At 68.9% G+C, this 23,557-nt stretch carries 25 protein-coding genes; 11 read left to right on the plus strand and 14 right to left on the minus strand.

What is annotated here, in order from left to right; translation table 11 throughout:
• Positions 1–106 precede the first annotated feature (106 nt).
• Complete coding sequence (locus C8N44_RS07220; protein WP_107975515.1) at positions 107–1,000, plus strand: CHAD domain-containing protein; 894 nt, start codon at positions 107–109, stop codon at positions 998–1,000.
• Between the two features lie 3 nt (positions 1,001–1,003).
• Here C8N44_RS07220 and C8N44_RS07225 read toward each other — a convergent pair whose 3' ends face one another.
• Together C8N44_RS07225 and C8N44_RS07230 are read right to left on the minus strand one after the other, a co-directional pair.
• Positions 1,004–1,408 (minus strand): DUF4864 domain-containing protein, encoded by a 405-nt coding sequence (locus tag C8N44_RS07225; RefSeq protein WP_107975516.1) that lies wholly within the window; start codon positions 1,406–1,408, stop codon positions 1,004–1,006.
• 61 nt (positions 1,409–1,469) lie between these two features.
• Positions 1,470–3,047: a lysine--tRNA ligase gene (locus tag C8N44_RS07230; protein ID WP_107975517.1), complete on the minus strand. Its 1,578-nt coding sequence runs from the start codon at positions 3,045–3,047 to the stop codon at positions 1,470–1,472.
• A 121-nt stretch (positions 3,048–3,168) separates the two neighbouring features.
• Between C8N44_RS07230 and C8N44_RS07235 the strand changes: the two genes are divergently transcribed.
• Together C8N44_RS07235 and C8N44_RS07240 are read left to right on the plus strand one after the other, a co-directional pair.
• Positions 3,169–3,594, plus strand: a complete 426-nt coding sequence (locus tag C8N44_RS07235; RefSeq protein ID WP_107975518.1) for a tellurite resistance TerB family protein — start codon at positions 3,169–3,171, stop codon at positions 3,592–3,594.
• A gap of 147 nt (positions 3,595–3,741) precedes the next feature.
• Positions 3,742–4,170 (plus strand): L,D-transpeptidase, encoded by a 429-nt coding sequence (locus tag C8N44_RS07240; protein WP_107975519.1) that lies wholly within the window; start codon positions 3,742–3,744, stop codon positions 4,168–4,170.
• A gap of 4 nt (positions 4,171–4,174) precedes the next feature.
• On the opposite strand, the gene dacB is transcribed toward C8N44_RS07240, so the two are convergent.
• Together dacB and C8N44_RS07250 are read right to left on the minus strand one after the other, a co-directional pair.
• Positions 4,175–5,668 (minus strand): D-alanyl-D-alanine carboxypeptidase/D-alanyl-D-alanine endopeptidase, encoded by a 1,494-nt coding sequence (gene dacB, locus C8N44_RS07245; RefSeq protein WP_107975520.1) that lies wholly within the window; start codon positions 5,666–5,668, stop codon positions 4,175–4,177.
• Positions 5,669–5,725: 57 nt separating this feature from the next.
• Positions 5,726–6,358 carry a nicotinate-nucleotide adenylyltransferase gene (locus C8N44_RS07250; protein ID WP_244641013.1) on the minus strand — a complete coding sequence of 211 codons (633 nt, stop codon included), beginning with the start codon at positions 6,356–6,358 and terminating at the stop codon, positions 5,726–5,728.
• 178 nt (positions 6,359–6,536) lie between these two features.
• Here C8N44_RS07250 and ettA point away from each other — a divergent pair, with 178 nt between their 5' ends.
• On the plus strand, positions 6,537–8,189 hold the full coding sequence (gene ettA / locus C8N44_RS07255) for an energy-dependent translational throttle protein EttA (RefSeq protein WP_107975521.1): 1,653 nt from the start codon (positions 6,537–6,539) through the stop codon (positions 8,187–8,189).
• A gap of 162 nt (positions 8,190–8,351) precedes the next feature.
• Here the strand turns inward: ettA and C8N44_RS07260 are convergent, their stop codons facing one another.
• Positions 8,352–8,531 (minus strand): hypothetical protein, encoded by a 180-nt coding sequence (locus C8N44_RS07260; protein ID WP_107975522.1) that lies wholly within the window; start codon positions 8,529–8,531, stop codon positions 8,352–8,354.
• A 363-nt stretch (positions 8,532–8,894) separates the two neighbouring features.
• Between C8N44_RS07260 and C8N44_RS07265 the strand changes: the two genes are divergently transcribed.
• Positions 8,895–9,101: a cold-shock protein gene (locus tag C8N44_RS07265; protein ID WP_107975523.1), complete on the plus strand. Its 207-nt coding sequence runs from the start codon at positions 8,895–8,897 to the stop codon at positions 9,099–9,101.
• A gap of 4 nt (positions 9,102–9,105) precedes the next feature.
• Here the strand turns inward: C8N44_RS07265 and modC are convergent, their stop codons facing one another.
• The 4 genes from modC to C8N44_RS07285 are packed head-to-tail and all read right to left on the minus strand — an operon-like array spanning position 9,106 to position 12,900.
• Positions 9,106–10,254 carry a molybdenum ABC transporter ATP-binding protein gene (modC, locus tag C8N44_RS07270; protein ID WP_107975524.1) on the minus strand — a complete coding sequence of 383 codons (1,149 nt, stop codon included), beginning with the start codon at positions 10,252–10,254 and terminating at the stop codon, positions 9,106–9,108.
• Positions 10,251–10,943, minus strand: a complete 693-nt coding sequence (modB, locus tag C8N44_RS07275; RefSeq protein ID WP_107975525.1) for a molybdate ABC transporter permease subunit — start codon at positions 10,941–10,943, stop codon at positions 10,251–10,253. Before modB ends, modC begins: the two co-directional genes overlap by 4 nt.
• A gap of 3 nt (positions 10,944–10,946) precedes the next feature.
• Positions 10,947–11,741 carry a molybdate ABC transporter substrate-binding protein gene (modA, locus tag C8N44_RS07280; protein ID WP_373282692.1) on the minus strand — a complete coding sequence of 265 codons (795 nt, stop codon included), beginning with the start codon at positions 11,739–11,741 and terminating at the stop codon, positions 10,947–10,949.
• 40 nt (positions 11,742–11,781) lie between these two features.
• Complete coding sequence (locus C8N44_RS07285; protein WP_107975527.1) at positions 11,782–12,900, minus strand: zinc ABC transporter substrate-binding protein; 1,119 nt, start codon at positions 12,898–12,900, stop codon at positions 11,782–11,784.
• A gap of 88 nt (positions 12,901–12,988) precedes the next feature.
• Between C8N44_RS07285 and C8N44_RS07290 the strand changes: the two genes are divergently transcribed.
• From C8N44_RS07290 to C8N44_RS07300, 3 genes are read left to right on the plus strand one after another with little or no spacing between them, the layout of a single operon-like run.
• On the plus strand, positions 12,989–13,462 hold the full coding sequence (locus C8N44_RS07290; protein ID WP_107975528.1) for a Fur family transcriptional regulator: 474 nt from the start codon (positions 12,989–12,991) through the stop codon (positions 13,460–13,462).
• Positions 13,459–14,232: an ATP-binding cassette domain-containing protein gene (locus C8N44_RS07295; RefSeq protein ID WP_107975529.1), complete on the plus strand. Its 774-nt coding sequence runs from the start codon at positions 13,459–13,461 to the stop codon at positions 14,230–14,232. Before C8N44_RS07290 ends, C8N44_RS07295 begins: the two co-directional genes overlap by 4 nt.
• Positions 14,229–15,041 carry an iron chelate uptake ABC transporter family permease subunit gene (locus tag C8N44_RS07300; RefSeq protein WP_107975530.1) on the plus strand — a complete coding sequence of 271 codons (813 nt, stop codon included), beginning with the start codon at positions 14,229–14,231 and terminating at the stop codon, positions 15,039–15,041. The genes C8N44_RS07295 and C8N44_RS07300 overlap by 4 nt, the downstream gene beginning before the upstream one ends.
• Before the next feature lie 4 nt (positions 15,042–15,045).
• On the opposite strand, the gene C8N44_RS07305 is transcribed toward C8N44_RS07300, so the two are convergent.
• The 5 genes from C8N44_RS07305 to nudC are packed head-to-tail and all read right to left on the minus strand — an operon-like array spanning position 15,046 to position 19,620.
• The gene (locus C8N44_RS07305; protein ID WP_107975531.1) at positions 15,046–16,458 is read right to left on the minus strand and encodes an FAD-binding oxidoreductase; all 1,413 of its coding nucleotides are present in this window, start codon (positions 16,456–16,458) and stop codon (positions 15,046–15,048) included.
• Positions 16,455–17,255, minus strand: a complete 801-nt coding sequence (locus C8N44_RS07310; protein ID WP_107975532.1) for a DUF4198 domain-containing protein — start codon at positions 17,253–17,255, stop codon at positions 16,455–16,457. The genes C8N44_RS07305 and C8N44_RS07310 overlap by 4 nt, the downstream gene beginning before the upstream one ends.
• A complete protein-coding gene (locus tag C8N44_RS07315) occupies positions 17,252–18,094 on the minus strand; it encodes a fumarylacetoacetate hydrolase family protein (protein ID WP_107975533.1) in 843 nt (280 codons plus the stop codon). Before C8N44_RS07315 ends, C8N44_RS07310 begins: the two co-directional genes overlap by 4 nt.
• A gap of 54 nt (positions 18,095–18,148) precedes the next feature.
• Entirely contained in the window at positions 18,149–18,616 is a 468-nt protein-coding gene (locus C8N44_RS07320) for an SRPBCC family protein (protein ID WP_107975534.1), read from the minus strand.
• A gap of 26 nt (positions 18,617–18,642) precedes the next feature.
• Complete coding sequence (gene nudC / locus C8N44_RS07325; RefSeq protein ID WP_107975535.1) at positions 18,643–19,620, minus strand: NAD(+) diphosphatase; 978 nt, start codon at positions 19,618–19,620, stop codon at positions 18,643–18,645.
• A 203-nt stretch (positions 19,621–19,823) separates the two neighbouring features.
• Between nudC and C8N44_RS07330 the strand changes: the two genes are divergently transcribed.
• The 3 genes from C8N44_RS07330 (at position 19,824) to C8N44_RS07340 (ending at position 23,534) form a co-directional block, all read left to right on the plus strand.
• A complete protein-coding gene (locus C8N44_RS07330; protein WP_158274019.1) occupies positions 19,824–21,704 on the plus strand; it encodes a bifunctional 2',3'-cyclic-nucleotide 2'-phosphodiesterase/3'-nucleotidase in 1,881 nt (626 codons plus the stop codon).
• An 11-nt stretch (positions 21,705–21,715) separates the two neighbouring features.
• Complete coding sequence (locus tag C8N44_RS07335) at positions 21,716–22,360, plus strand: HAD family hydrolase (RefSeq protein ID WP_107975537.1); 645 nt, start codon at positions 21,716–21,718, stop codon at positions 22,358–22,360.
• A 166-nt stretch (positions 22,361–22,526) separates the two neighbouring features.
• On the plus strand, positions 22,527–23,534 hold the full coding sequence (locus C8N44_RS07340; protein ID WP_107975538.1) for an ABC transporter substrate-binding protein: 1,008 nt from the start codon (positions 22,527–22,529) through the stop codon (positions 23,532–23,534).
• Positions 23,535–23,557 lie beyond the last annotated feature (23 nt).

Below are 23,557 nucleotides of genomic sequence, written 5' to 3' on the forward strand. Positions count from 1 at the left end.
CCGTCCCGCCACGCCTGCCGTGGCCCCCTTGGCGGAACGCCCGTCCTCCCGCAGGCATTTGCCCTGCGAGCCACCCCATGTCCGACCGCTGTCCCGAAAGGCGCCCATGGCCTACCAGATCAAAGCCTCCGATCCCGACCTTGGCGCCGCCCTGCGACGCATCGCCGACAGCCAGCTGCGCGGCGCGATCGCGGCAACGAGAAACCAGGAAAACCCCGCGGTCGGCATCCACGAGGCCCGCAAACACTGCAAGAAGCTGCGCGGCCTGCTGCGGCTCGTGCGAACCGGGTTCAGCGATCATGCCGAGGAAAACACCGCCATCCGCGACGCCGCGCGGCTCAGCGCGAACCTGCGCGACACAACCGTCCTCCTCGAAACCCACGACGCGCTGATGGCCGCGCCCGGCGTCGCCCGCGTCGACTTTGCCCAGGTGCGCGGCGCGCTCACCCGGGCGCGCGACGAGGCGTTTCGCGCCGACGATGTGCCGGGGACACTCGCTGACCAGCGCGCGGCGCTGGAGGCCATCCTCGAACGCAGCGCCCACTGGAAGGTGAAGGGCAAGGCGGCCGACGTGATCGGCGACGGCGTCGCCCGGGGCTGGAAGCGCGCCGCAGGCACCATGCCCGACCGTCCTGGCGGAACGGACCCCGAGAAAATCCACGAATGGCGCAAGCGGGCCAAGGACCACTGGTACCAAGCCCGGCTGCTGCGCGGGATATGGCCCGACCCGATGAAGGTCCACGCCGAGCAATGCGACCGGCTGACGGGGCTTCTGGGCGATCACCACGACCTCGCCGTCTACGAGGATTTTCTCGACAGCGACCGCGCCCCCGGCATCGAGGCCGAGCGCATGACCGAACTGCGTCGCATCGTCAGCACCCGGCAGGACGCGCTCGAACGCGAGGCGTGGTCGCTCGGCGCGCGGCTATTCGCGCCGCCGGTCAAGGCGCTTCCCAAACGCTGGCAGCGGCACTGGACGCTCTGGCGCAAGGGCGTCTGACCTTCAGGCGCTCACCGCGGCAAGATCCAGCATCCGCACGCCCGAGATCCGCCAGTGGCCCTCCACCTCGGTCATTTGGTACTCTAGCGCGTGGCCCGTGCCCGCCGCGTCGGTGATGTAGACCCGCTGCCACAGCCCGTCATCACGATCCTCCAACAGGCCAAAGCGAACCTCGCCCGGCCGCCAGACCATGGGATAGCCGTTGCGCACCATGGCGCCGAAGTTGCCCGGCGTGCGGAACATGTTGCGGATCGAGGGGCTGGCGTATTCGAAGGCGGTGTCCACGTCCTCGGCGAGGAAGGCATCAAGCTGCTCGCGGATCACCGTCTCGATCTCCGCCTCCTGGGCCGGGGCGGGCGCGGTGCCGGCCATGGTGATGGCCGCCAGCACGATAAGGAAACGTCTCATGGCTGCTCTCCCTGCGTGATGCAGGAAGAGCTATGTCATATTGCCGTAAGGGAAAGGGCTGTCAGCCGAGCTCGCCGGCAAGCCCCTTCTCGATCAGCTGGGCGCTTTCCTCGACGCCGTAGAGCGCGATGAACCCGCCAAAGCGCGGCCCCTGGCTCTGGCCCAGAAGCACCTCGTAGAGCGCCTTGAACCAGTCGCGCAGCGGCTCGAACCCGTGGTCCTTGCCGACCGCGAAGACCAGCGTCTGAAGCGCCTCGTCCTCGACCGCCCCGTCGTAGGCCCGCAGCCGCGCCGCAAGATCCTCGAGCGCCGCCCGCTCGTTGGGTTCGGGCGCGCGGTAGGTCTTGTTGGGCTTCACGAAGTCCTCGTAATAGCGGACGGCAAAGCCCGCCGCCGCATCGAGATCGGGGTGCGTCTCTGCGCTGGCATCCGGCGCGTAGCGGCGGATGAAGCCCCACATGGCTTCCTTGTCCTCGGCCCCTGCCGCGCTGGCGAGGTTGAGCAGCATCGAGAAGGGCACCACCATCCGGCTTTCCGGCGGATTGCCGTTGTGGATGTGCCAGACCGGGTTGTTCACCTGCTGCGCAAGCTCCTGCCCCGGGTAGGCCCGCAGCTGCTGGTGGTACTCGTCCACCGCCTTCGGGATCACGTCCCAGGACAGCCGCTTGGCGGTCTTGGGCTTCTGGAACATGTAGTAGCTCAGGCTCTCGGTGCTGGCGTAGGTCAGCCATTCGTCGATCGACAGGCCGTTGCCCTTCGACTTGCTGATCTTCTCGCCGTTGGCGTCGAGGAACAGCTCGTAGGTGAAATGCTCCGGCGGCCGCACGCCCAGCGTCCGGCAGATCCCGTCGTAGATCGGCGTGTTGGTGCTGTGGTCCTTGCCGTACATCTCGAAGTCGACGCCCAGCGCCGCCCAGCGGGCACCGAAATCCGGCTTCCACTGCAGCTTCACGTTGCCGCCGGTCACCGGCAGCGTCCACTCGCGCCCGTCCTCGTCGTCGAAGGTGATCTCGCCGCGCACGGCATCCACGTTCTTCATCGGCACGTACAGCACCCGCCCCGTCTCGGGGTGGACAGGCAGGAAGATCGAATAGGTCTGCTGGCGCTCCTCGCGCAGCGACTTGAGCATGATGGCCATGAGGTCATCGTACTTCTCCGCCGCCTTCCGCAGCGTCTCGTCGAACTGGCCCGACTTGTAGAACTCGGTCGCCGAATAGAACTCGTACTCGAACCCGAAGGTGTCGAGGAACCGCCGCAGCATGGCGTTGTTGTGGTGGCCGAAGCTTTCATGCGTCTCGAACGGGTCGGGCACCGAGGTCAGCGGCTTCTGCTCGTGCTGACGCAGCATGTCCTGGTTCGGCACGTTGGTCGGCACCTTGCGCATGCCATCCATGTCGTCCGAAAAGCAGATCAGCCGCGTCGGGATATCGCTGATCGTCTCGAAGGCGCGGCGGATCATCGTGGTGCGCAGCACCTCGCCGAAGGTGCCGATATGCGGCAGCCCCGAGGGGCCATAGCCCGTCTCGAACAGCACGTATCCCTTCTCGGGCGGCGCCTTCTCATAGCGTTTGAGCAGCCGACGCGCCTCTTCAAAGGGCCAGGCCTTTGCTTTCATCGCCGCGTCTATCAGGTCGGACATGCCGCTCACTCCTTGTTTCACAGCCCCGTGGGGCACCCGGCGGTTCCTATTGCCCCGCTCGCGGGCCGTCAATAAAGTGCCGCTCGACGCAGCACTCCGCCAGCGAAGGTTCCCGGTAACAATGACCCAGCCGTCCCATCCGCTCAGCCCGCAGGATTGTCTCGTGGCGCTGATGATCGCCATTTCGGCCTCGGACGAGAACATGCGCACCGTGGAACTGGTCAAGATCGACGCCGCGGTGAACCAGCTGCCGATCTTCCGGGACTACGATTCGGACCGGGTGCGGGTCATGTCCGAGCTGGTCTTCGACCTGTTCGAGCAGGAAGACGGGCTCGACACGCTCTTCGGGCTGCTGCGCGACCACCTGCCCGAACGCCTTTACGAGACGGCCTACGCGCTCTCCTGCGACGTGGCGGCCGCCGACGGCAGCCTGGGCGAGGCCGAACTGCGCCTGCTCGAGGAAATCCGCTACGAACTCGATCTCGACCGCCTGCACGCCGCCGCCATCGAACGCGGTGCCCGCGCGCGCCACCTGCGGCCCGAGTAGCCAGTCCCGGGCGGTCGCCCCCTTCAAAGCATCATGTTAACCTAGGGTCAGGATTCCCGCACTGGTCAGATCGTTTCCGGCCGTGCTTGAATGTTTCCCACATTATTCTGCCTGACTTTACATTTTGCCTTACCGGGGGATTTTATCATGAACCGTCATTTCGTGACGCTGCTCGGCGTATGCCTGCTCTGCCTTCTGCCTGTCCTCGGCGCCGCCGCGCCGCTTGTGGCCAAGGTCAATGTCTCGAGCCAGACCATGACCGTCATCCAGGACGGCGAACCGCTTTACCAATGGCCGGTCTCGACCGCGCGGTCGGGCAAGTGGACGCCGCGCGGCACCTTCACCGCGCAGTGGCTCTCCCGCTACCACAAGTCGAGCCTCTACAATAACGCGCCCATGCCCTTCTCGATCTTCTTCCGGGGCAACTACGCGATCCACGGGACCGACCAGGTCACGCGCCTCGGGCAACCTGCCTCGGCCGGCTGCGTGCGCCTTCACCCCGACCACGCGGCGACACTCTTCTACATGGCCGAAACCGTGGGCCTGTCGAACGTGCGCGTCGTGATCGAGAACTGACGCCTCAGGCGCTGGACATGATGCCCCAGCGCTCGATCAGCCTCTGCTGAAGCAGCTTGGACCGACGATTCCAGACCGCCCAGCCGGGCGGTCTTTCCCGCTCCGCCTTGCTCAGCCCCGCCCGCGTTTCCAGATCGGCCGAGAAATAGGCGAAGGCCAGCTCGGTGCCGTCGGGCGCATCGATGTAACCCGCAAGTCCGCTCACGAAGTTCAGCGTCCCGGTCTTGGCGTGCACCGACAGCGGATGATCCTCGACCACGCGGTACTGCTGGTCCCGTACCGGCACGTCCTTCAGCAGCGCCTTGAGTCCCGCCTCGCGCTGCCGCAGCGCCACCAGCGCGCCCATCATGTCGGCCGGGCTGATGCGACTGTCGTCGCCCAACCCCGAATGGTCGGCCAGCGCCGGCCCCGCCAGCCCCAGCTCCTCCACCGCCCACTGGTTCATGGCGGCGGCGGAATCAGCCAGCGTCTCGACCTTGGCCCCGCGCGCCAGCGACGCGGTCATGCCCACCACCTCGGCGGTGATGTTGGTCGACCACTTGAGCATGTCGCGCAGGATCTCGCGCAGCGGCTCGCTCTCGTGCCGCGCCAGCACCAACCCGCGCGGCCCCGCGTCCGCGCGTGTCGGCTTTTTCAGGACGATCCCATGCGACCGAGCGAAGGTCTGAAAGACCTCGCCCGCGTAGATCGCCGGATTGCGCACCGGCAGCCAGCGCGCCCCTCCGTCGCCCAGGGCCCCCTGCGCCACGGTCCAAAGATCCCGACCCTCGCGGCGTTCGTAGGTATAGACCGGCCCCGTCCGCGCCTCGACCGACATGGCCGCGACTTCGACCGCGGGCCGGAAGCGGTCCGACCGGGCCTCCATCGTCACGTCGTAGCCGCCGCCGCCGCGCTTCCACTCGAAATGGACACGGTTGAAGTTCAGGTTCAGCCCGCAGACCGCCGGATCGTAGCCCACGTGGTCGGGCTGTCCGGGGTCGATGCGGTCTTGGTAGGGCAGCGCCCCGTCCCAGACCCGGAACGCCCCTTCCACCTCGAGCAGGCCTTCGGCCTTCATCGCCGCCGCGAGATCGGCAAGCTCGTTGGTGCCCAGCGTCGGATCACCACCGCCCACAAGGATCAGGTCGCCCTTCAGCACCCCGTCCTCGATCGGGCCGTCCGCCACCACCTGCGTCATGAAACGGTAGCCCGGCCCCAGCACGTCGAGCGCATAAGCGCTGGTCAGCGCCTTGGCCACGCTTGCCGGCGGCAGCCCCGTGGCGGCGTTGTGGGCTTCAAGCAGCTTCCCGCTGCGTGCGTCGGCCACGGCGAAGGCCACGTCGCCTACCAGCCGCGAGTCTGCGATCATCTGGTCGACGGACTCGATCGCCCGCGCGGCCAGTTCCTCGCCGCGCGCCACCGGGCGCAGCGATGTCTTGGGGGCCTCGGCCAGGGCGCCGGTCGCGCCCGCGGCCGCCAGCCCGGCCAGGAAGAAACGTCTGGAAAGCGCCGTTTTCATGCGGCGATCTAACCCCGCCAATGCGGGTCAGGCAACCGCCTCGACCGCGTCACCGGATCACGCCTGCGTGCCGCCCGGGACGGGCCAGCCGCCGCGCGCGCGGATCTCGGTCGAGCTGACCTCGCGCATCGGCACGTTCACGAAACACCAAGCCGGCGCCTGGCACAGCGGCAGCAGGTGCGAGGCATGCTCGGGCAGTCGCGCATCCCGCCAGGCCCGCGCCGCCACCGAGGACCGCGCCGCCAGCCGCTGACCCGGCCGGGCCAGCACGCCCACCGGCACGCTCCGCAGGATGCCCTGCCAGTTGTCCCACCGATGAAACTGCACGAGGTTGTCCGCCCCCATGATCCACACGAAGCGCACGCCGCGGTGCACCTGCCGCAGCCGCTCCAGCGTCTCGGCGGTAAAGCGCGTGCCGTGCCGCGCCTCGAAGTCGCTCACATCGATCCTCGGATGATCCACCAGCTCGCGCGCCCGTGCCATCCGCCGCTCCATCGGTGCCGGCGCATCGGGCTTGAGCGGGTTGCCCGGGCTCACCAGCCAGACCAGCCGGTCCAGCCCGAACCGCCGAAGCGCCTCGTGCGAGATATGCAGATGCCCCTCGTGCGGCGGATCGAAGGACCCGCCCAGAAGGCCAACCGCCTGCCCCGCCGCCAGCGGCAGCTCTTCAAATCGCGTCAGCGCAGGCACCTCGCCTCCCCCGGAACTTCAGACGCGCCGACAAACGCAGAAGCAGCGCCGATGTGCAAGCCGGAGGCGCCCGAAGGCCATGATCGCGCGCAGCATGCCTGTGCCCGCCGGGCCCATTGCTCCTTGGGATCAAAGCGACTAATCATCCGGCGCTGAAGCAGCGCAGGAGGGCCGGCACATGGCACAGAAATACGTCTACCACATGGACGGCGTGTCCAAGACCTACCCGGGCGGCAAGAAGACGTTCGAAAATGTCCGTCTTTCCTTCCTCCCCGGCGTCAAGATCGGCGTCGTCGGCGTCAACGGCGCCGGTAAATCGACCCTGCTGCGCATCATGGCCGGCATCGACAAGGATTTCTCGGGCGAGGCCTGGGCCGCCGAGGGCGCTCGCGTGGGCTACCTCCCGCAGGAGCCCGAACTCGACGGCTCCAAGTCCGTGCGCGAGAACGTCATGGACGGCGTCGCCGAGAAGCGCGCCAAGCTCGAACGCTTCAACGAGCTGGCCATGAACTACAGCGACGAGACCGCCGACGAGATGGCGCAGCTCCAGGACCAGATCGACAGCCAGAACCTCTGGGACCTCGACAGCCAGATCGACGTCGCCATGGAAGCCCTGCGCTGCCCGCCGGACGACGCCGACGTGACTACCCTCTCGGGCGGTGAAAAGCGCCGCGTCGCGCTCTGCAAGCTGCTGCTCGAAGCGCCCGACATGCTGCTGCTCGACGAACCGACCAACCACCTCGACGCCGAGACCATCGCCTGGCTGCAGAACCACTTGATCGAGTACAAGGGCACGATCCTGATCGTCACCCACGACCGCTACTTCCTCGACTCGATCACCGGCTGGATCCTCGAACTCGACCGCGGCCGCGGCATCCCCTACGAGGGCAACTACTCGAGCTGGCTGGAACAGAAGGCCAAGCGGCTCGAACAGGAAGCGCGCGAGGACAAGGCCAAGCAGCGCACCCTCTCGCGCGAACTCGAGTGGATGCGCCAGGGCGCCAAGGCGCGGCAGGCCAAGTCCAAGGCCCGTATCCAGGCCTACGAGAAGATGGCCAACCAGTCCGAGCGCGAGCGCGTCGGCAAGGCCCAGATCGTCATCCCCAACGGCAAGCGTCTGGGCGGCAAGGTGATCGAGGTCGAGCACCTGAAAAAGGCCATGGGCGACAAGCTCCTGATCGAGGATCTGTCCTTCTCGCTGCCGCCGGGCGGCATCGTCGGCGTGATCGGCCCCAACGGCGCCGGTAAATCGACGCTCTTCAAGATGCTCACCGGCCACGAGCAGCCCGACGACGGCGCCATCGAGTTCGGCGACACCGTCGAACTCTCCTACGTCGACCAGAGCCGCGACGACCTGAACCCCGACGACAACGTCTGGGAGGCCATCTCGGGCGGTGCCGAGGTCATCAAGCTGGGCGATGCCGAGATCAACTCGCGCGCCTACTGCGGCGCCTTCAACTTCAAGGGCGGCGACCAGCAGAAGAAGGTCGGCCTGCTCTCGGGCGGTGAACGCAACCGCGTGCACATGGCCCGCCTGCTCAAGGAAGGCGGCAACGTCCTGCTGCTCGACGAACCGACCAACGACCTCGACGTGGAAACGCTGCGGGCGCTGGAAGATGCGCTGGTCGATTTCGCCGGCTGCGCCGTGGTCATCTCGCACGACCGCTTCTTCCTCGACCGCATCTGCACCCACATCCTCGCCTTCGAGGGCGAGGCCCACGTGGAATGGTTCGAAGGCAACTTCGAGGACTACGAGGAAGACAAGAAGCGCCGCCTCGGCCCCGACGCCGTCGAGCCGACACGGGTGAAGTTCAAGAAATTCACGCGCTAAGCGGACCCGCCTTAGCTGAGATCAAGAGGCGCGGCTCGCGGGGCCGCGCCTTTTTTGTAAGAAGCGAGCCACGCCGCCCGGAGCAAGGACGAAGGCCGCCGGGCCCCCAAAAAAAGGGCGCGGCCAACCGACCACGCCCCTCTCATCCGGAACTGGTAGCTCTCAGAGCTTCCGCAGCAGCTTCTTGCCTTCACGCATCGCGGTGCTCGCGGCCTTCGCCTTGGGCGAGTGGGTCGCGTTAGCTCCCGGGCGGTAGGGCCCGGGGCGGTGCGTCGGGCGCGAACTGGACTTGGACCGGGCGTAGCTGCGGGCGGCGCTCATGGCCATGGACTTGAGGGACATGGTGACTCCTCCTTCGGTTGCATCGTCACGACCGTAGCGCCGTGACCTTGTTGCCCCCAAAACCCGGCATCCGGGGTACGGGTTCCAACACGCACAGGACGGCGGCAGGGACCCGCCGCAACGCCGTCCGAAACCGCACGGATCGCTTTGGCCCAGCACATGAAGGCGCAACTCAACCTCGGGGGCCTTCAAAACTCTTTACCCGAATCTCGAATCCTGCGAATAATCGGCCTTGCTGAGTTACCACTATCGCTATCCTGTCTGCCCTTAGCGGCGTCAGTGCACCCGATAATGCTCTGACCGACGCCACGCCGCTGCACTTCCGCGAGCGGTATCGAAAGAGTACTGACAGGAGATCTCACGATGGCCACCGGCACCGTGAAATGGTTCAACACCACCAAAGGCTATGGCTTCATTGCGCCCGATGGCGGCGGCAAGGATGTCTTCGTTCACATTTCGGCAGTCGAGCGGTCCGGTCTCACCGGCCTCGCCGACAACCAGAAGGTCAGCTACGAGCTGCAGGCTGGCCGTGACGGCCGCGAAAGCGCGACCAACCTCGAGCTGCAATAAGCTTTCATCCCCTGCCTGAAGGGGATCGGGGGGCCGCGTCGCCGGCCCCCTTTGCATGTCCGGCCTCGCCGCGCCCGCCGACACTGTCGCGCGCCACGGAAACCGCCTTCAGCACTGCATGCACCCGCAGCCCCGGCACCAGCCCCAGGGCCTCGGCCGACCGGCCGGTGATGCGCGACAGGATCCGCCCGCCCGGCGCCTGAAGCTGCACCATGGCCCCTGGCCCCTCGCCCCGGCGCACCTCGGACACGGTGCAGGGCAGCACGTTCAGCGCGGAGATCCCCTCGGGCCGCCCCAGCGCCAGCATCACGTCCTGCGCCCTGATGCGCAGCCGCAGTTCCGTCCCCGGCGCCGCGGCCACCCGCGGCACCCAGAGCGCATGGCCCCCGGCCTCCAGCTCGCTCAGCCCGTCGGCGTGATGCGCCACCACCCGCGCCACCAGCACCGCGCCCGCCTCGGCAGAGCCCAGCGGCATCACGTGCGGATCGCTCATCACCTCGGCGGCTGGCCCCGCGACCCGCACCCGCCCGTCCTCCATCACCACCACCGTGGTCGCCAGCCGCGCCACCTCGGCGGGCGAATGGGTGACGTAGAGCACGGGCACCATGGCCTCGTCCCGCAGCCGTTCGAAGTAGGGCAGGATCTCGGCCTTGCGTGCCTCGTCCAGCGCCGCGAGCGGCTCGTCCGCCAGCAGCAGCTCGGGCCCCGCCAGCAGCGCCCGCCCGATGGCCACACGCTGACGCTCGCCGCCCGAAAGCTGCCCGGGCCGGCGCTTCAGCAGCGCCCCGATGCCCAGCATCTCGATCACGCGCCCCTCATCGGGCAGCACAGCCCCGCGCGGCGCGAACCAGCGCCCGAACCTCAGGTTCTGCCCCACCGTCAGGTGCGGGAACAGCCGCGCCTCCTGGAAAACATAGCCCAGCCTGCGCCGATGGGGCGGCAGCCAAAGCCCCCGCGAACTGTCCTGCAGCACACGCGCGCCCACGCTGACGCGCCCCGCCTCGGGCCGCAGCAGCCCCGCCACGGCGTTCACCACGCTCGTCTTGCCCGACCCCGACCGCCCGAACAGCACCGTCACGCCCTCTGGCGCCGCGAACTCCGCCTCCAGCCGGAAATCCCCCAGCCGGTGCTTCAGCGCCACCTCGAGGCTCATCGGCCCGCCACCCGCGCAGCCACGGCGCGCCCGACCCATTCGGCCAACGCCAGCGCCGCCAGCGCGATCACGACAGAGACCAGCACCAGCTTCGCCACCTCGCCCTCGGCCCCCGGCACCTGCAGGAAGGCATAGATCGCCGAGGGCAGCGTCTGGGTCTGCCCGGGGATGTTGGAAACAAAAGTGATCGTCGCGCCGAATTCGCCCATGGCCTTGGCAAAGGCCAGCACCGCGCCCGCCACGATCCCCGGCAGGATCAGCGGCAGCGTCACCGTCAGGAAGACCATGCCGCGCGGGGCGCCCAGCGTGCCCGCCGCCTGCTCCAGCTTCACGTCCACCGCCTCGATCGACAGCCGGATGGCCCGCACCATCAGCGGAAAGGCCATGATCCCCGCCGCCAGCGCGGCCCCCGTCCAGCGAAAGGCGAAGACCACGCCGATGTCCTGAAGGAAGCCCCCCACCGGCGCCCGCGTGCCCAGTGTCAGCAGCAGCAGGTAGCCCGTCACCACCGGCGGCAGGATCAGCGGCAGGTGCACCAGCCCGTTCAGCAGCCCCCGGCCCGGAAACCGCCAGCGGGCCAGTGCGAAGGCGATGAAGATGCCGAAGGGCAGTGACACCAGCGTCGCCCAGAGCGCCACGCGCAACGACAAGGCCACCGCCTGCCAGGCTTCGGGGCTCAGCCAGCCCATGGCTCAGCCGCCCAACCGGACAAAGCCTTGCCCCTCGAAAACCTCCGCCGCCTCGGGCCCCTGCAAGAACTGCAGGAAGGCGTCGATCCCTGCACCCTCCTGTCCCGCGATGCGGGCCACCGGGTAGGTGATCGGCGCATGGCTGTCCTCGGGAAATGTCCCCACCACGCCCACGCGCGGCTCCGCATGGGCGTCGGTGCCGTAGACCACCCCAAGCGGCGCCTCGCCGAGCGCCACCAGCGCCAATGCCGCGCGCACGTTGTCGGCCTGCGCCACCTGCGGCGCCACGTCGTCCCAAAGCCCCAGCGATTCGAGCGCCGCCTTGCCGTAGATGCCCGCGGGGACCGACGCGACCATGGCCATGGCCAGCCGTCCCTCGCCCAGCATCCCCGCGAGGTCCGCATCCGGCCCGATCTCCACCGGCTCCGCCGGCGCGGGTGCGACGAGAACCAGCGTGTTCGACAGCAGGTCCACGCGGCTGCCCTCGGCCAGCAGGCCGTCCTCCTCCAGCACGTCCATCCACTCGGTGTTGGCAGAGAGGTACACGTCCGCCGGCGCCCCTTGCTGGATCTGCCGCGCCAGCACCGAAGACCCCGCCAGCGACACCGACAGCTCGTGGCCCGTGGCTTCCTCGAACAGCGGGGCGATGCCGTCCATTGCCGTCTTGAGGCTCGCCGCGGCGAAAACCGTCACCGTCTCGGCCGCCGCCACCTGGGGACCGAGCACGAAAAGCGCCGCCATGGCGAGGCGGCGCAGGGGGGCGCGGCAACCCGCGCGCATCACGTCATCTTTCGTCATGCGCGCAGAGTGATCCATCGCCCCGTCACGGGCAAGCCGATCAGCGGCAGTCGGCGAAAGCCGCCGACAGCTCGCGCAGCAGCGCCGGGTAAAGACCCGCGCCCGTCTCGAGCCCCACGCCCAGCGGGTCGATCACAGCCACGCTCGCGCCACTGCCGTCCGCCACGGCCGAAACGATACCATCGTCGAACTGAGGCTCGGCAAAGACGCAATGCGCGCCCTCCGCACGGATCGTGTCGCGGATCTCGGCCAGCCGCCGCGGGCTCGGATCGCTCGCATCGCTCAGCGAGAGCGACCCCATGGCCTCCACGCCGAAGCGCGCCTCGAAGTAGTGGTAGGCGTCGTGGAAGACGAAGAAGGTCGCGTCCTCGGCCCCGTCAAGCTGCGCCTCGATCTCTCCGATCAGCGCGTCGAGCTCGCCGCGCGCGGCCTCGGCATTGGCGCGGTAGGTCTCGGCGTTCTCCGGGTCCGCCTCGGCCAGCGTCTCGGCCATTGCCGCGACCCAGGCCTGCGCGTTCACCGGGTCGAGCCAGGCGTGCGGGTCGATGCCGTCGTGGCTGTGTCCGTGCCCGTCGTCGTGGGCATGGTCTTCGTCATGGCCGTCGTGCTCCGCGTGCTCATCCTCATGATCATGCCCGGCCTCGTCGTCGTGCGCCTCATGATCATGGTCATCGTGGTCCGCGTGATCCTGGCCTTCGTCATGGTCGTGATCCCCGTGATCGTCCTCATCGTGCGCATGGGCCTCGTCGTGGTCATGATCCTCGTCCCCATGATCATGCTCCGCAAAGACCGGCCCCTCGCGGAACTCCAGGACCCGGGTACCCTCGACCTCCAGCAACTCCACGACCTCGGCATCGCCCGCCAGCGTCTCCAGCGTGTCGCCCAGCCAGGGCGCCAGCTCCGGCCCAACCCAGAAGACCACGTCCGCGCCTTCGAGCATGCCCGCTTCCGAAGGCCGCAGCGACGCCGAGTGCGGCGAGCTGCCCGGCGGCAGGATCAGCTGCGGCTCGCCCATGCCCTCCATGACCCGCGCCGCCAGCGCGTGCACCGGCGGGATGTCGACCGCCACCACGGGCACCTCGGCCCGCGCCGTCCCGGCGAGCACCCCGAAAACCGTCATCGCCATGGCCGAACAAACCGAAAGATCGCTGCGTCGCATTCCGTCACTCCGTTATGTTATAACACGTTGGCGGGCTTGTTAGAGGCGATGTTATACTATATCAACCCCGAAAATGACGGAGCCCGACATGCATCCCATCGGATTCGAAAGCCACGACCACCGCCACTGCATCGCCGAAGGCGTCTCGGCGGCCGAGGCGCGCTGTGCCGAGGAAGGTCTCCAGTTCACCCCCGTCCGCCGCCGCGTGCTCGAGATTCTGCTCGAACAGCACCGCGCCATGGGCGCCTACGACATCCTCGAGGTGCTGCGCGCCGAGGGTTTGGGCTCGCAGCCGCCCGTCGCCTACCGCGCGCTCGATTTCCTGGTGTCCCACGGCTTTGCCCACCGGATCGAGCGGCTCAACGCCTTCACCGCCTGCGCCTACCCCGGCGCGGACCATGCGCCCGCCTTCCTGATCTGCCGTCTCTGCCGCACCGTGGCCGAAGCCAGCGCCGCCCCGCGCGCCCAGCTCGACAAGGCCGCCGCCGAGGCCGGCTTCCTCATCGAGCGCGCCGTGATCGAGGCCGAGGGCCTTTGCCCCGACTGCCGGAACGCCGCATGACACTGGTCGAACTCAAGGGCGTTGACGTCCGCCTGGCCGGCCACCGCGCGCTGCAGGGCGTCGACTTCGCGATGCAGGCGGGCGAGATCGTGACAGTGGTGGGGCCCAACGGCTCGGGCAAGTCGACGCTGGCCCGCACCCTGATCGGCGCCGTGAAGCCCACGGCCGGGCGCGTCACCCGCGCCCCCGGCCTGCGTATCGGATACGTGCCCCAGAAACTTCAGATCGACGCCACGCTGCCCATGCCCGTGCGCCGCTTCCTCGACCTGCCCAACCGTGTCAGTAGTGCCGCCGCGCAGGACGCTCTGATCCAGGCAGGCGCGGGCGATCTTGGAAACCGGCCCATGACGGGGCTTTCGGGTGGCCAATTCCAGCGCGTCCTGCTGGCCCGCGCCCTTCTGAACGACCCGCAGCTTCTGATCCTCGACGAAGCCACGCAGGGCCTCGATCAGCCCGGGGCCGCCGCCTTCTACCGCCGGATCGAACAGGTCCGGCAGGACACCGGCTGCGGCATCCTCATGGTCAGCCACGATCTGCACGTGGTCATGGCCGCCTCGGACCGGGTGATCTGCCTGAATGGCCACGTCTGCTGCCAGGGCGCGCCCAGCCACGTGGCCTCGGCCCCGGAATACCGCGCCCTCTTCGGCACCGGCACCCAAGGCGCCCTCGCGCTCTACCAGCACCAGCACAGCCACAGTCACGATGGCGGCCACGACCACCATCACCACCACGACGGCTGCAGCCACACCCACCCCGAGGCCGCGGAATGAGCTTTCTCGACGATTTCCTTGTCCGCGCCGCCCTCGCGGGCCTCGGCGTGGCGCTCGCCACAGCACCGCTCGGCTGCTTCGTGGTCTGGCGCCGCATGGCCTATTTCGGCGACGCAACCGCGCATGCCGCCATCCTCGGCGTCGCACTGGCACTCACCTTCGAGGTCTCGATCTTCGCCGGTGCCCTCTCGGTGGCGCTGCTCATGGCACTCGTCTCGGCCGGCCTCAGCGGGCGCACCCATGCCTCGGACACGCTGCTTGGCGTGCTCGCCCACACGGCGCTGGCGGCGGGCCTCGTGGCCGCCTCGTTCCTGAGCGGCGTGCGCATCGACCTCATGGGCTATCTCTTCGGCGACATCCTCGCCGTCTCGCGCGCCGATCTCGGAGTGATCTGGGCCGGCGCCGCGCTGGTCGCGCTGCTCATCGGCTGGCGCTGGTCGGCGCTGCTGACCTCCACGCTCAACCCCGACCTCGCCTATGCCGCCGGCATCAACCCCGAACGGGAACGCCGTGTGCTCATGGTGGCGCTTGCCATCGTGGTGGCCGTCGCGCTCAAGGTCGTGGGCGCGCTGCTGATCGTGTCGATGCTCATCATCCCCGCCGCCGCCGCGAGGCCGCTTTCCAACGGCCCCGAGCGCATGGCGATCCTCGCCGCCCTCGCGGGCAGCATCGCGGCGCTCGGCGGGCTCTGGGGCGCGTGGACCTTCGACACGCCCACCGGTCCCACGATCGTCTGCACCGCCGCGGTTCTCTTCGCGCTAGCCACGCTGGGCGAACGCGTCGCGGCGCTCACCACACGCCGGGGCTGATCCCTCAGCCCTCGGGCGGCAGCAGCTTGCCGGGGTTGAGGATGCCCTTGGGATCGAGCGCCGCCTTGATCGCGCGCATCGCCGCCAGGGCCGCCGGGTCCTTGCGCCGCCGCATCGAGGGCAGCTTGGTCAGCCCGATGCCGTGCTCGGCCGAAAAAGACCCGCCCAGCCGCAGCACCTCTTCCTCCACGGCCTCCATGATCGCGTCGCGCGCGCCGGGGTCCGTGTTGCCCGGCCAGACCGAGTAGTGGAGGTTGCCGTCGCCCAGATGCGCCACCGTCAGCACCAGCGCCTCGGGGTCGAGCGCGGCCAGCTTGCCGGGCATCTCGTCGAGGAAGGCCGACACCTTGTCGAGCGGCAGCGCGATGTCGTTGTTGACCATCGTGGCCCGGGTCGCGACCTCGGCCGCCGCCTCGCGCCGCGCCCACATCTCGGCCCGCTGCGCGGCGTTCTGCGCCACGACCGCATCACGCAGCCGTCCGGCCTCCAGCAACGCGCCCAGCTCGTGCTCCAGCAGCGCCGCCATGGGCACCTGCCCGTCGTCGCCCGGCACCGCGTCGCGCGGCGCCACGGCGCCCAGCTCCACCAGCAGCGTCACCTCCTGCGGTTTCTCGAAGGGCGCGCGCGCCTCGGGGAACCGCGCAAGATACTCGGCCATGTAGCGCGGCGACATGTACTCAAAGGCCTCGACGGCCCCGCCTGAGGCCTCCTGCAACCGGTTCAGCAGGTCCAGCGCATCGTCCAGCGTCTCCACCGCCACCATGGCCGTGGCAAAGGCCCGCGGCCGCGGCACCAACTTGACCACCGCGGCGGTTATGACGCCCAGCGTTCCCTCCGCCCCGATCAGGAGGTGCTTGAGGTTGTAGCCCGAATTGTCCTTGTGCAGCTCGCTCATCAGGTCGACCACGGTGCCGTCGGCCAGCACCGCCTCGAGGCCGAGCACAAGATCCCGCGTGTTCCCGTAGCGCACAACGTTCGATCCGCCCGCATTGGTCGACAGCACGCCGCCTATCCGCGCCGATCCGCGCGCCCCGAAGGTCAGCGGAAAGGCCAGCCCCATGGCCTCGGCGGCCTCGTGCAGCTCGGTCAGGATCACGCCCGCCTCGACAATCGCAAGCCGCGCCGGCCCGCGGATCTCGCGGATGGCGTTCATGCGCTCCAACGAAAGCATGATGGCGCCCTGCCCCTCGGTCGCCCCGGTGAGACCCGTCTGCCCGCCCAGCGGCACCACCGGCGTGCCGGTCTCATGCGCGATCTTGATGACCTCCGACACCTCGGCGGTGCTGGCGGGCTTCACCACGCAAAGCGGCTCCCAGGCGTAGGCCCCGGTCCAGTCCTCCCGGTAGCCCTGCGCGTCATCCCCGGTCAGCGCGTTGCGCGCGCCGACCACCCCGGCCAGTCGTTCCAGGATCGTCATTGCGGCACGGCGAAGGTCAGCGAGGCCCAGAGACTTTCCCAGGCGGGATCGCCCTCGGCGGCAGGTTCGATCTCGCGCAGCGTGACCGAGTTCACGAGGTATTCGTGCCCCGCCTCGACCGGCAGCACGACCCGCCCCTCGGCGTCGGTCTCGTGCAGCGTCATCGTGACAGCGCCCTCGGGCCCGCGCGCGAAAAGCTCCACCTGCTCGCCGGCGCGCGGCGCACCCTCGAGCAGAACCTGCACCGGAAGACCGGCTTCCAGCGCGTCCACATAGGGGTTCGCCCCCGCAACAATCTCGGTCAGAAGTCCCATGCGCCTGTCCTGCCCCGCACCGTCGCCGATCGCAACAAGGCTCTTGGCGTAGCGGGTGTAGCGCTCGCGCACGCCTTCGCGCGACAGCCCCCGCGCAAGGTGCCGCTCGGGCACCCAGCCTTCGCCCTTGTGGTCCACGAAGCGGACGAAGGCCTCCCAGTCGTCGTAGCCCACGGTGTAGTCGCGCGTCACATGCGCCACCACTGCCAACCCCTCGCCCGGCAGCACCATGTCCAGCGCGGGCCGGTCGCCGGGCCGCCCCTCGACGGGCAGAACCTCGTCGCCCAGCGCGATCTCGAACCGGCGGAAATTCGGCGGCAGGAAGGAAAACGCAGCGCCCTCGAAATCCTCGCCCACGCGCAGGTCGGCGCGCAGCGCCTCGCCCGGGGCAACCTCGTAGCGCTCGCCGTCGATCCAGAACTCGTGCGCCGCCACCGGCGCGGCCAGCACCAGCCAGCCCAGAAGCAGCGCGAGCCGCCTCAAGCCTGCACCACCGTCTGCTGCTGTACGCCGAGGCCCTCGACCGACAGCTCCATCACGTCGCCCTCGCGCAGGAAGACCGGCGGCTTCTGCCCCATGCCCACGCCCGGCGGCGTGCCGGTGGCGATCACGTCGCCGGGGTGCAGGGTCATGAACTGCGACAGATGCGCGATGATCTCGGCCACGCTGAAATGCATGGTCGCCGTGCTGCCCGTCTGCATCCGCGTGCCGTTCACGTCGAGCCACATGTCCAGGTCCTGCGGATCGGACACCTCGTCCGCGGTCACCAGCCAGGGCCCCAGCGGCCCGAAGGTGTCGTGCGACTTGCCCTTGATCCACTGTCCCGACCGAGCGGTCTGGAAGTCCCGCTCGCTCACGTCGTTGACCACGCAATATCCCGCCACATGCGCCAGCGCCTGCGCCGGACTGATGTACTTCGCGGTCATGCCGATCACCACGCCCAGTTCGACTTCCCAGTCGGCCTTCTGCGATCCGCGCGGGATCTGGACCGGATCGTTCGGTCCCGAGATGCAGGAGGTCGCCTTGGAAAAGACGATCGGCTCCTCCGGCAGCGCCATGCCCGTCTCGGCGGCGTGATCCGAGTAATTGAGCCCGATCGCCAGCAGCTTGCCCACGTTGCCCACGCAGGGCCCCAGCCGAGGGTTGCCCCGCACCTCGGGCAGCGACAGCGGGTCCAGCGCCCGCAGCGCGGCCAGCCCCTCGGGGCGCAGCGCCTTGCTGTCGATGGTTCCGACGTGGGACGACAGATCCCGCAGGGCACCCGCCTCGTCGATAAGGCCGGGACGCTCCTCGCCCGGCATCCCGTATCTCACTAGCTTCACGTCAGAACTCCCAAAAAACTCACCTGCCCGGCCCCAGCGGCGGGCGCAGGGGCGTCAGGCCGAACGCGACAACCGGCCCTCGAGGTCCCGCGCATACTCCGCGATGCGTGCATCAACCTTGCGCTCCACCTTGCCCCGGTTGAGCTTCAGGGGCTGCAGCATAAGGCGCGCGGACAGCGTCTTGGCCACCAGTTCGCAGCTCACGACCACGCGGGAGCGATCCTCCGACAGCGCCTCGACGGCGATCTTCAGGCGGGCGACGATCCCCGCCACGGACAGCACGAAGACCATCTCGCAGGGCGGCTGGTAGCGCTCCAGTGTCACCTCCGCCTCGCGCTGCTTGCCCTGCAGCTTGAACCGCGCATGCCAGCGCGTACCGCTGCCCGCAGGCTCGGGCCCGGCGCAGCGCCGGATGTCCACGCCCTGCTGCATCAGCTTGCGCTCCACCATCGGGAAATCGCTCAATGCCGCGAAGACCTCGTCCTGCGGCGCCTCCAGATCCTGCCGTGACTCCAGCTCCATACGGGTCGTTAACCTTTTTTCTGCATTCAACCTAAGCGCGTGTCCAGCCTGTCCGCAAGCCAGTTGCGAAGCAGGAACTGGGCAATCGCGCCGCGCCGCGCGGGCATCAGGCCGGGCAGTTCTCCGGCCATGGCCGCCGCCACATCCTCGCGCGTGACCCACTTGGCGTCCTCGATTTCCACCGGGTCGATCTCGATCTCGTCGCTCAGCGCCACGCCGTGGCAGCCGATCATCAGCGAGGCGGGGAAGGGCCAGGGCTGGCTGGCCAGGTAGCGCACCGCGCCGACGCGCACGCCCGCCTCCTCGAAGACCTCGCGCCGCACCGCCGCCTCGATGGTCTCGCCCGGCTCCACGAAGCCGGCAAGGCACGAGTACATTCCCTCGGGCCAGCCCGGTGACCGGCCCACCAGCGCCGCGTTGCCCCGCGTGATCAGCATGATCACCACCGGGTCCGTGCGTGGGAAATGATGCGCGCCGCAGGCCGGGCAAAGCCGCTGCCACCCCGCCAGCGCCATGTCCGAGGCCGCCCCGCAGCGCGCGCAGAACCCGTGACTCTGGTGCCAGGCGAAAAGCCCCCGCGCCGTCGCGCCCAGTTCGGCATCGCGCGGACCGAGCTGCGTCATCACCCGCCGCAGCTCGACGAAGCTGCGGCCCTCTTCCAGCGCAGGATGCACCTGCTCGGAGGTGTCGACGAACCCGCCTACCTGGTCGGCATCCTGCGCCTCCGGCTCCCAGTCCGAGATATCGGCGGCAAAGACCGCCGCGCCGTCCTCGCGCCCCAGCAGCACCGTCGGCGCCATGCCGCCCAGCACCGGGTGATCCATGGGCAGCCGCACCAGCGACAGTGTGTCGTCGCCTTCCATCAGCGGCTTGCCCCGCCAGACCAGCACCACCCGCGCCCGCGGATCCAACCGCGCGCGCTCCAGCGCCTCCGCGTCGCCGCGGATCTCCGCAGCCCGGTCCAGCGCCGACCCGCCGAACGTCACCTCTTCCGCATGTTGCATCGCATTCCCGCTCCTGTTGCAGGCAGATGACAGAGAACCAACGGAAATAAAAAGGGGAAACAACTGTCGATTGATACCCGCGTCCCGCTTCTGTACGTCTTGCATGCAGACGATCTCGGCCCGGGTCCCGCGGGACACGGTGAATGGGCCGGTGTGCTTTGTTCGCCTCGCACCCCGTGCACCGACCCAAGTCAGGACGGACCTTGCCGACCAAAAGGACAGAGACGCCCGCGCCCGAGACAGCTTTCCCCCTCGCACGCCTGCGCCTCATCGCGACGTCGGACCTGCACGCCCAGATCTGGCCCCACGACTACTTCCGCGACAGACCCTGCCCCGGACGTGGCCTCGCCCCCCTCGGCACCCTGATCCGCGAGCTGCGCGCCGCCGCCCCGAACAGCCTCCTTCTCGACAACGGCGACTGCCTGCAGGGCACGCCCATGGCCGACATCGCGGCCTTCGACCCCCGCGACGGCCCGCACCCAGTGATCGCGGCGATGAACGCACTCGGCTACGACGCCGCCACGCTGGGCAACCATGAATTCAACTACGGCCTGCCCGCGCTTCAGGCCGCCGTGGCCGGGGCCCGGCACCCCGTGGTTCTCGCCAACCTCCATCGCCACGGTACCCCGCCCGAGGCCGACGACCCGATCTTCCCGCCCTTCACCCTGCTCGACCGCACCCTGACCGACGAGGCAGGCCGGCCCCGCCCGATCCGCATCGGCCTGCTGGGCCTGACCACGCCGCAGGTGATGGTATGGGACGCCAAGCACCTGAGCGGCCGGGTCGAGGCGCGCGACATCCTCGACAGCGCCCGACACTGGGTCCCCCGCCTGCGCGAAGCGGGTGCCGAGATCGTCATCGCCCTCTGCCACTCGGGCATCGACGACGCCGATCCCTGCCCCGGCATGGAAAACGCCGCCCTCCACCTCGCCGCCCTGCCCGGCATCGACGCCATCATCACCGGCCACGCGCACAGGCTCTTTCCCGGCGAAAGCTACGCCGGCACCGCCGGCGCCGACCCGCAGAAGGGCACCCTGCGCGGCATCCCCTCGGTCATGCCCGGCTTCAACGCGCGCCATGCCGGCGTGATCGATCTCCTGCTCGACCAGACCCCGCAGGGCTGGACCGTCCGCGACCACGACACCCGTCTCGCCGCCGTCAGTGACGCCACACCCGACGATCCCGAGGTGCTCTCGGCCTGCCGTGCCGAGCACGAACGCACCATCGACCACATCCGCCGCCCCATCGGCCACAGCAGCGCGCCGCTGCACAGCTTCTTCGCGCTCCTCGGCGAGTCCCCCGCGATCCGCGTCGTGCAGGAGGCCCAGCGCGGCTTTGCCGAAGCACAGCTGCGCGGCACCGCCCACGAGGGGCTGCCCATCGTCTCGTCCGCCGCGCCCTTCCGGGCCGGCGGCCTCGGCGGGCCCGACAACTACTGCGACATCCCCGCCGGCGATCTCTGCCTGCGCCATGCCGCGGATCTCTACGAGTACCCCAACCTCCTGCGCATCCTGCGCCTGACGGGGGCGGACCTGCGCGAATGGCTCGAACGCAGCGCGGCGATCTACCACCGGATCGCGCCCGGCAGCCGCGACGCCATTATGCTCGACCCAGACGCGCGCCCCTATCACTTCGACATGCTCGACGGGCTGCGCTTCGACATCGACCTCTCGCAACCCTCCCGCTACTCGCCCGAGGGCGCGCTCATCGATCCCGACGCGCGCCGCATCCGCGACCTGCACCACGGCACCACGCCGCTCGACGACGCCGCACAGTTCCTTGTCGTCACCAACGACTACCGCGGCGCGGGCGGCGGCGGCTTTCCGGGCTGCCACGAGGACAACATCGTCTTCGCCTCCGATCTCGCCAACCGCGAGGTGCTGATCCGCCATCTCGCCGACCACGACCCTGGCACGACTATCGGGTTGCGTGCCGACTGGGGTTTCGTATCCATGCCCGGAACCACCGCGATCTTCGAAACCGGTCCCGACGCGGCGCCCCACGCCGAGGCGCTGCCCGGCCGCCGGATCGAGCCCGCGGGCCTTTCCGAAGCGGGTTTCGCCCGCTACCGCCTCCTGCTCTGATCGGACTTCACATGCCCTCCTATTCCGCCGTCCTCTTCGACCTCGACGGGACGCTGCTCGACACCGAAGCCCTTGCCCGCGAAGCCGGGCTCCGCGCGCTCTCGCGGATGGGCTTCAGCCCCGACGCCGACTACTTCGACCAGCTCGTCGGCAAGGACCACGACACCAGCGCAAACCTGCTCAAGGCCCGCTACGGCGACCTCGACATGGGCCGCCTCGACGTCCTGTGGAAAGAGGAATCCGACAAGCTCAAGGCCGAGGGCATCGCCATCAAGCCCGGCGTGGCCGAGCTTCTCGACATGCTTGATGCCACCGACCTGCCCCGCGCCGTGGTGACCTCCTCTCACCGCGACAGCGCCAGCTACAAGCTCGAACGCAGCGGCCTGCTCGACCGCTTCCCCTTCTTCATCGGCTTCAATGACGTGACGGCCGCCAAGCCCGCGCCAGAGCCCTACCTGCTGGCCGCCGAACGGCTCGGCGTGGACCCGCGCGCCTGCCTCGTCTTCGAGGACAGCGAACCCGGCGCGCAGGCGGCCTGGGACGCGGGCATGACCGTGGTGCAGGTTCCGGATCTCAATCCTGCCACCGGCGACTACGCCCACCACGTGGCCGAAACGCTGCTCGAAGGCGCCCGCAAGGCAGGCCTCGTCGACTGAAACCCGGAAACGCCCGTTTTGCGGGCGAATCCCCATCTGGTCGCACAGCGATCAGGCACATGACGGTCCGCCGGGCGCCAATTGGCGCAAAATGTGGCACGCGCCGCCCAACGCGTGCCACGTGACTCCGCCAAACAACACCAATCACCAACGGGGAGAGTCACCGATGTTCAACCGCGCACTCGCGCTCGCCGGGGCGCTGGCCGCCGCAGGCATCGCCGCCGAGGCCCAGACCGCGATGCCCTTCGCGCTCGACTGGAAATTCGAGGGCCCCTCGGCCCCCTACTTCGTCGCCGTCGACAAGGGCTACTTCGCGGATGCCGGCCTCGAGGTCGAGATCAGCGCCGGCCAGGGCTCGCTCGACGCGATCCCGAAGGTCGCCACCGGCGCCTTCCCCGTGGGCTTTGCCGACATCAACTCGCTCATCAAGTTCCTCGACCAGAATCCCGGCGCGCCTGTCACCGCCGTGATGATGATCTACGACAAGCCGCCCTTCGCCATCGTCGGCCGCAAGTCGCTCGGAATCGAGGAACCCGCCGATCTCGAAGGCAAGGTGCTCGGTGCCCCGCCGCCGGACGGCGCATGGGCCCAATTCCCGATCTTCGCCGCCGAAACCGGCATCGACGCGGACGCGATCACCGTCGAACCCGTGGGCTTCCCCACGCGCGAGCCGATGCTGGCCGAAGGCGAAGTTGACGCCGTGACCGGCTTCAGCTTCTCGTCCTACCTCAACCTCGCCCGTCTCGGCGTGCCCGAGGATGACATCTCGACCATCCTCATGGCCGACTACGGCGTGGACCTCTACGGCAACGCGATCATCGTGAACACCAACTTCGCCGAAGAGAACCCCGAGCTGGTCTCGGGCTTTCTCGACGCCGTCGCCAAGGGCTGGGTCGATGCCATCGCAGATCCCGCCTCGGCCACCGAAAGCCTGATGGAGCGCAACCCCGCCGCCGACGCCGAACTGGAAGAGCGCCGGCTCGAGCTTGCCATCGATGCCAACGTGGTCACCGACTACACGCAAGAGAACGGCATGGGCGACATCGACGACGACCGCTTTGCCAACGCGATCGAGCAGCTGGCCCTCACCTACGAGTTCCAGGGCGAACCCGACGCCAGCCTCTACTTCACCGACGCCTACCTGCCCGAGGGCGGGTTCCCGCTCGGCGAATAAGGCACCCCAGACGGTCCCGGGCC

Origin of the sequence: Allosediminivita pacifica (assembly GCF_003054175.1) — a bacterium.
Classification (GTDB): domain Bacteria; phylum Pseudomonadota; class Alphaproteobacteria; order Rhodobacterales; family Rhodobacteraceae; genus Allosediminivita; species Allosediminivita pacifica.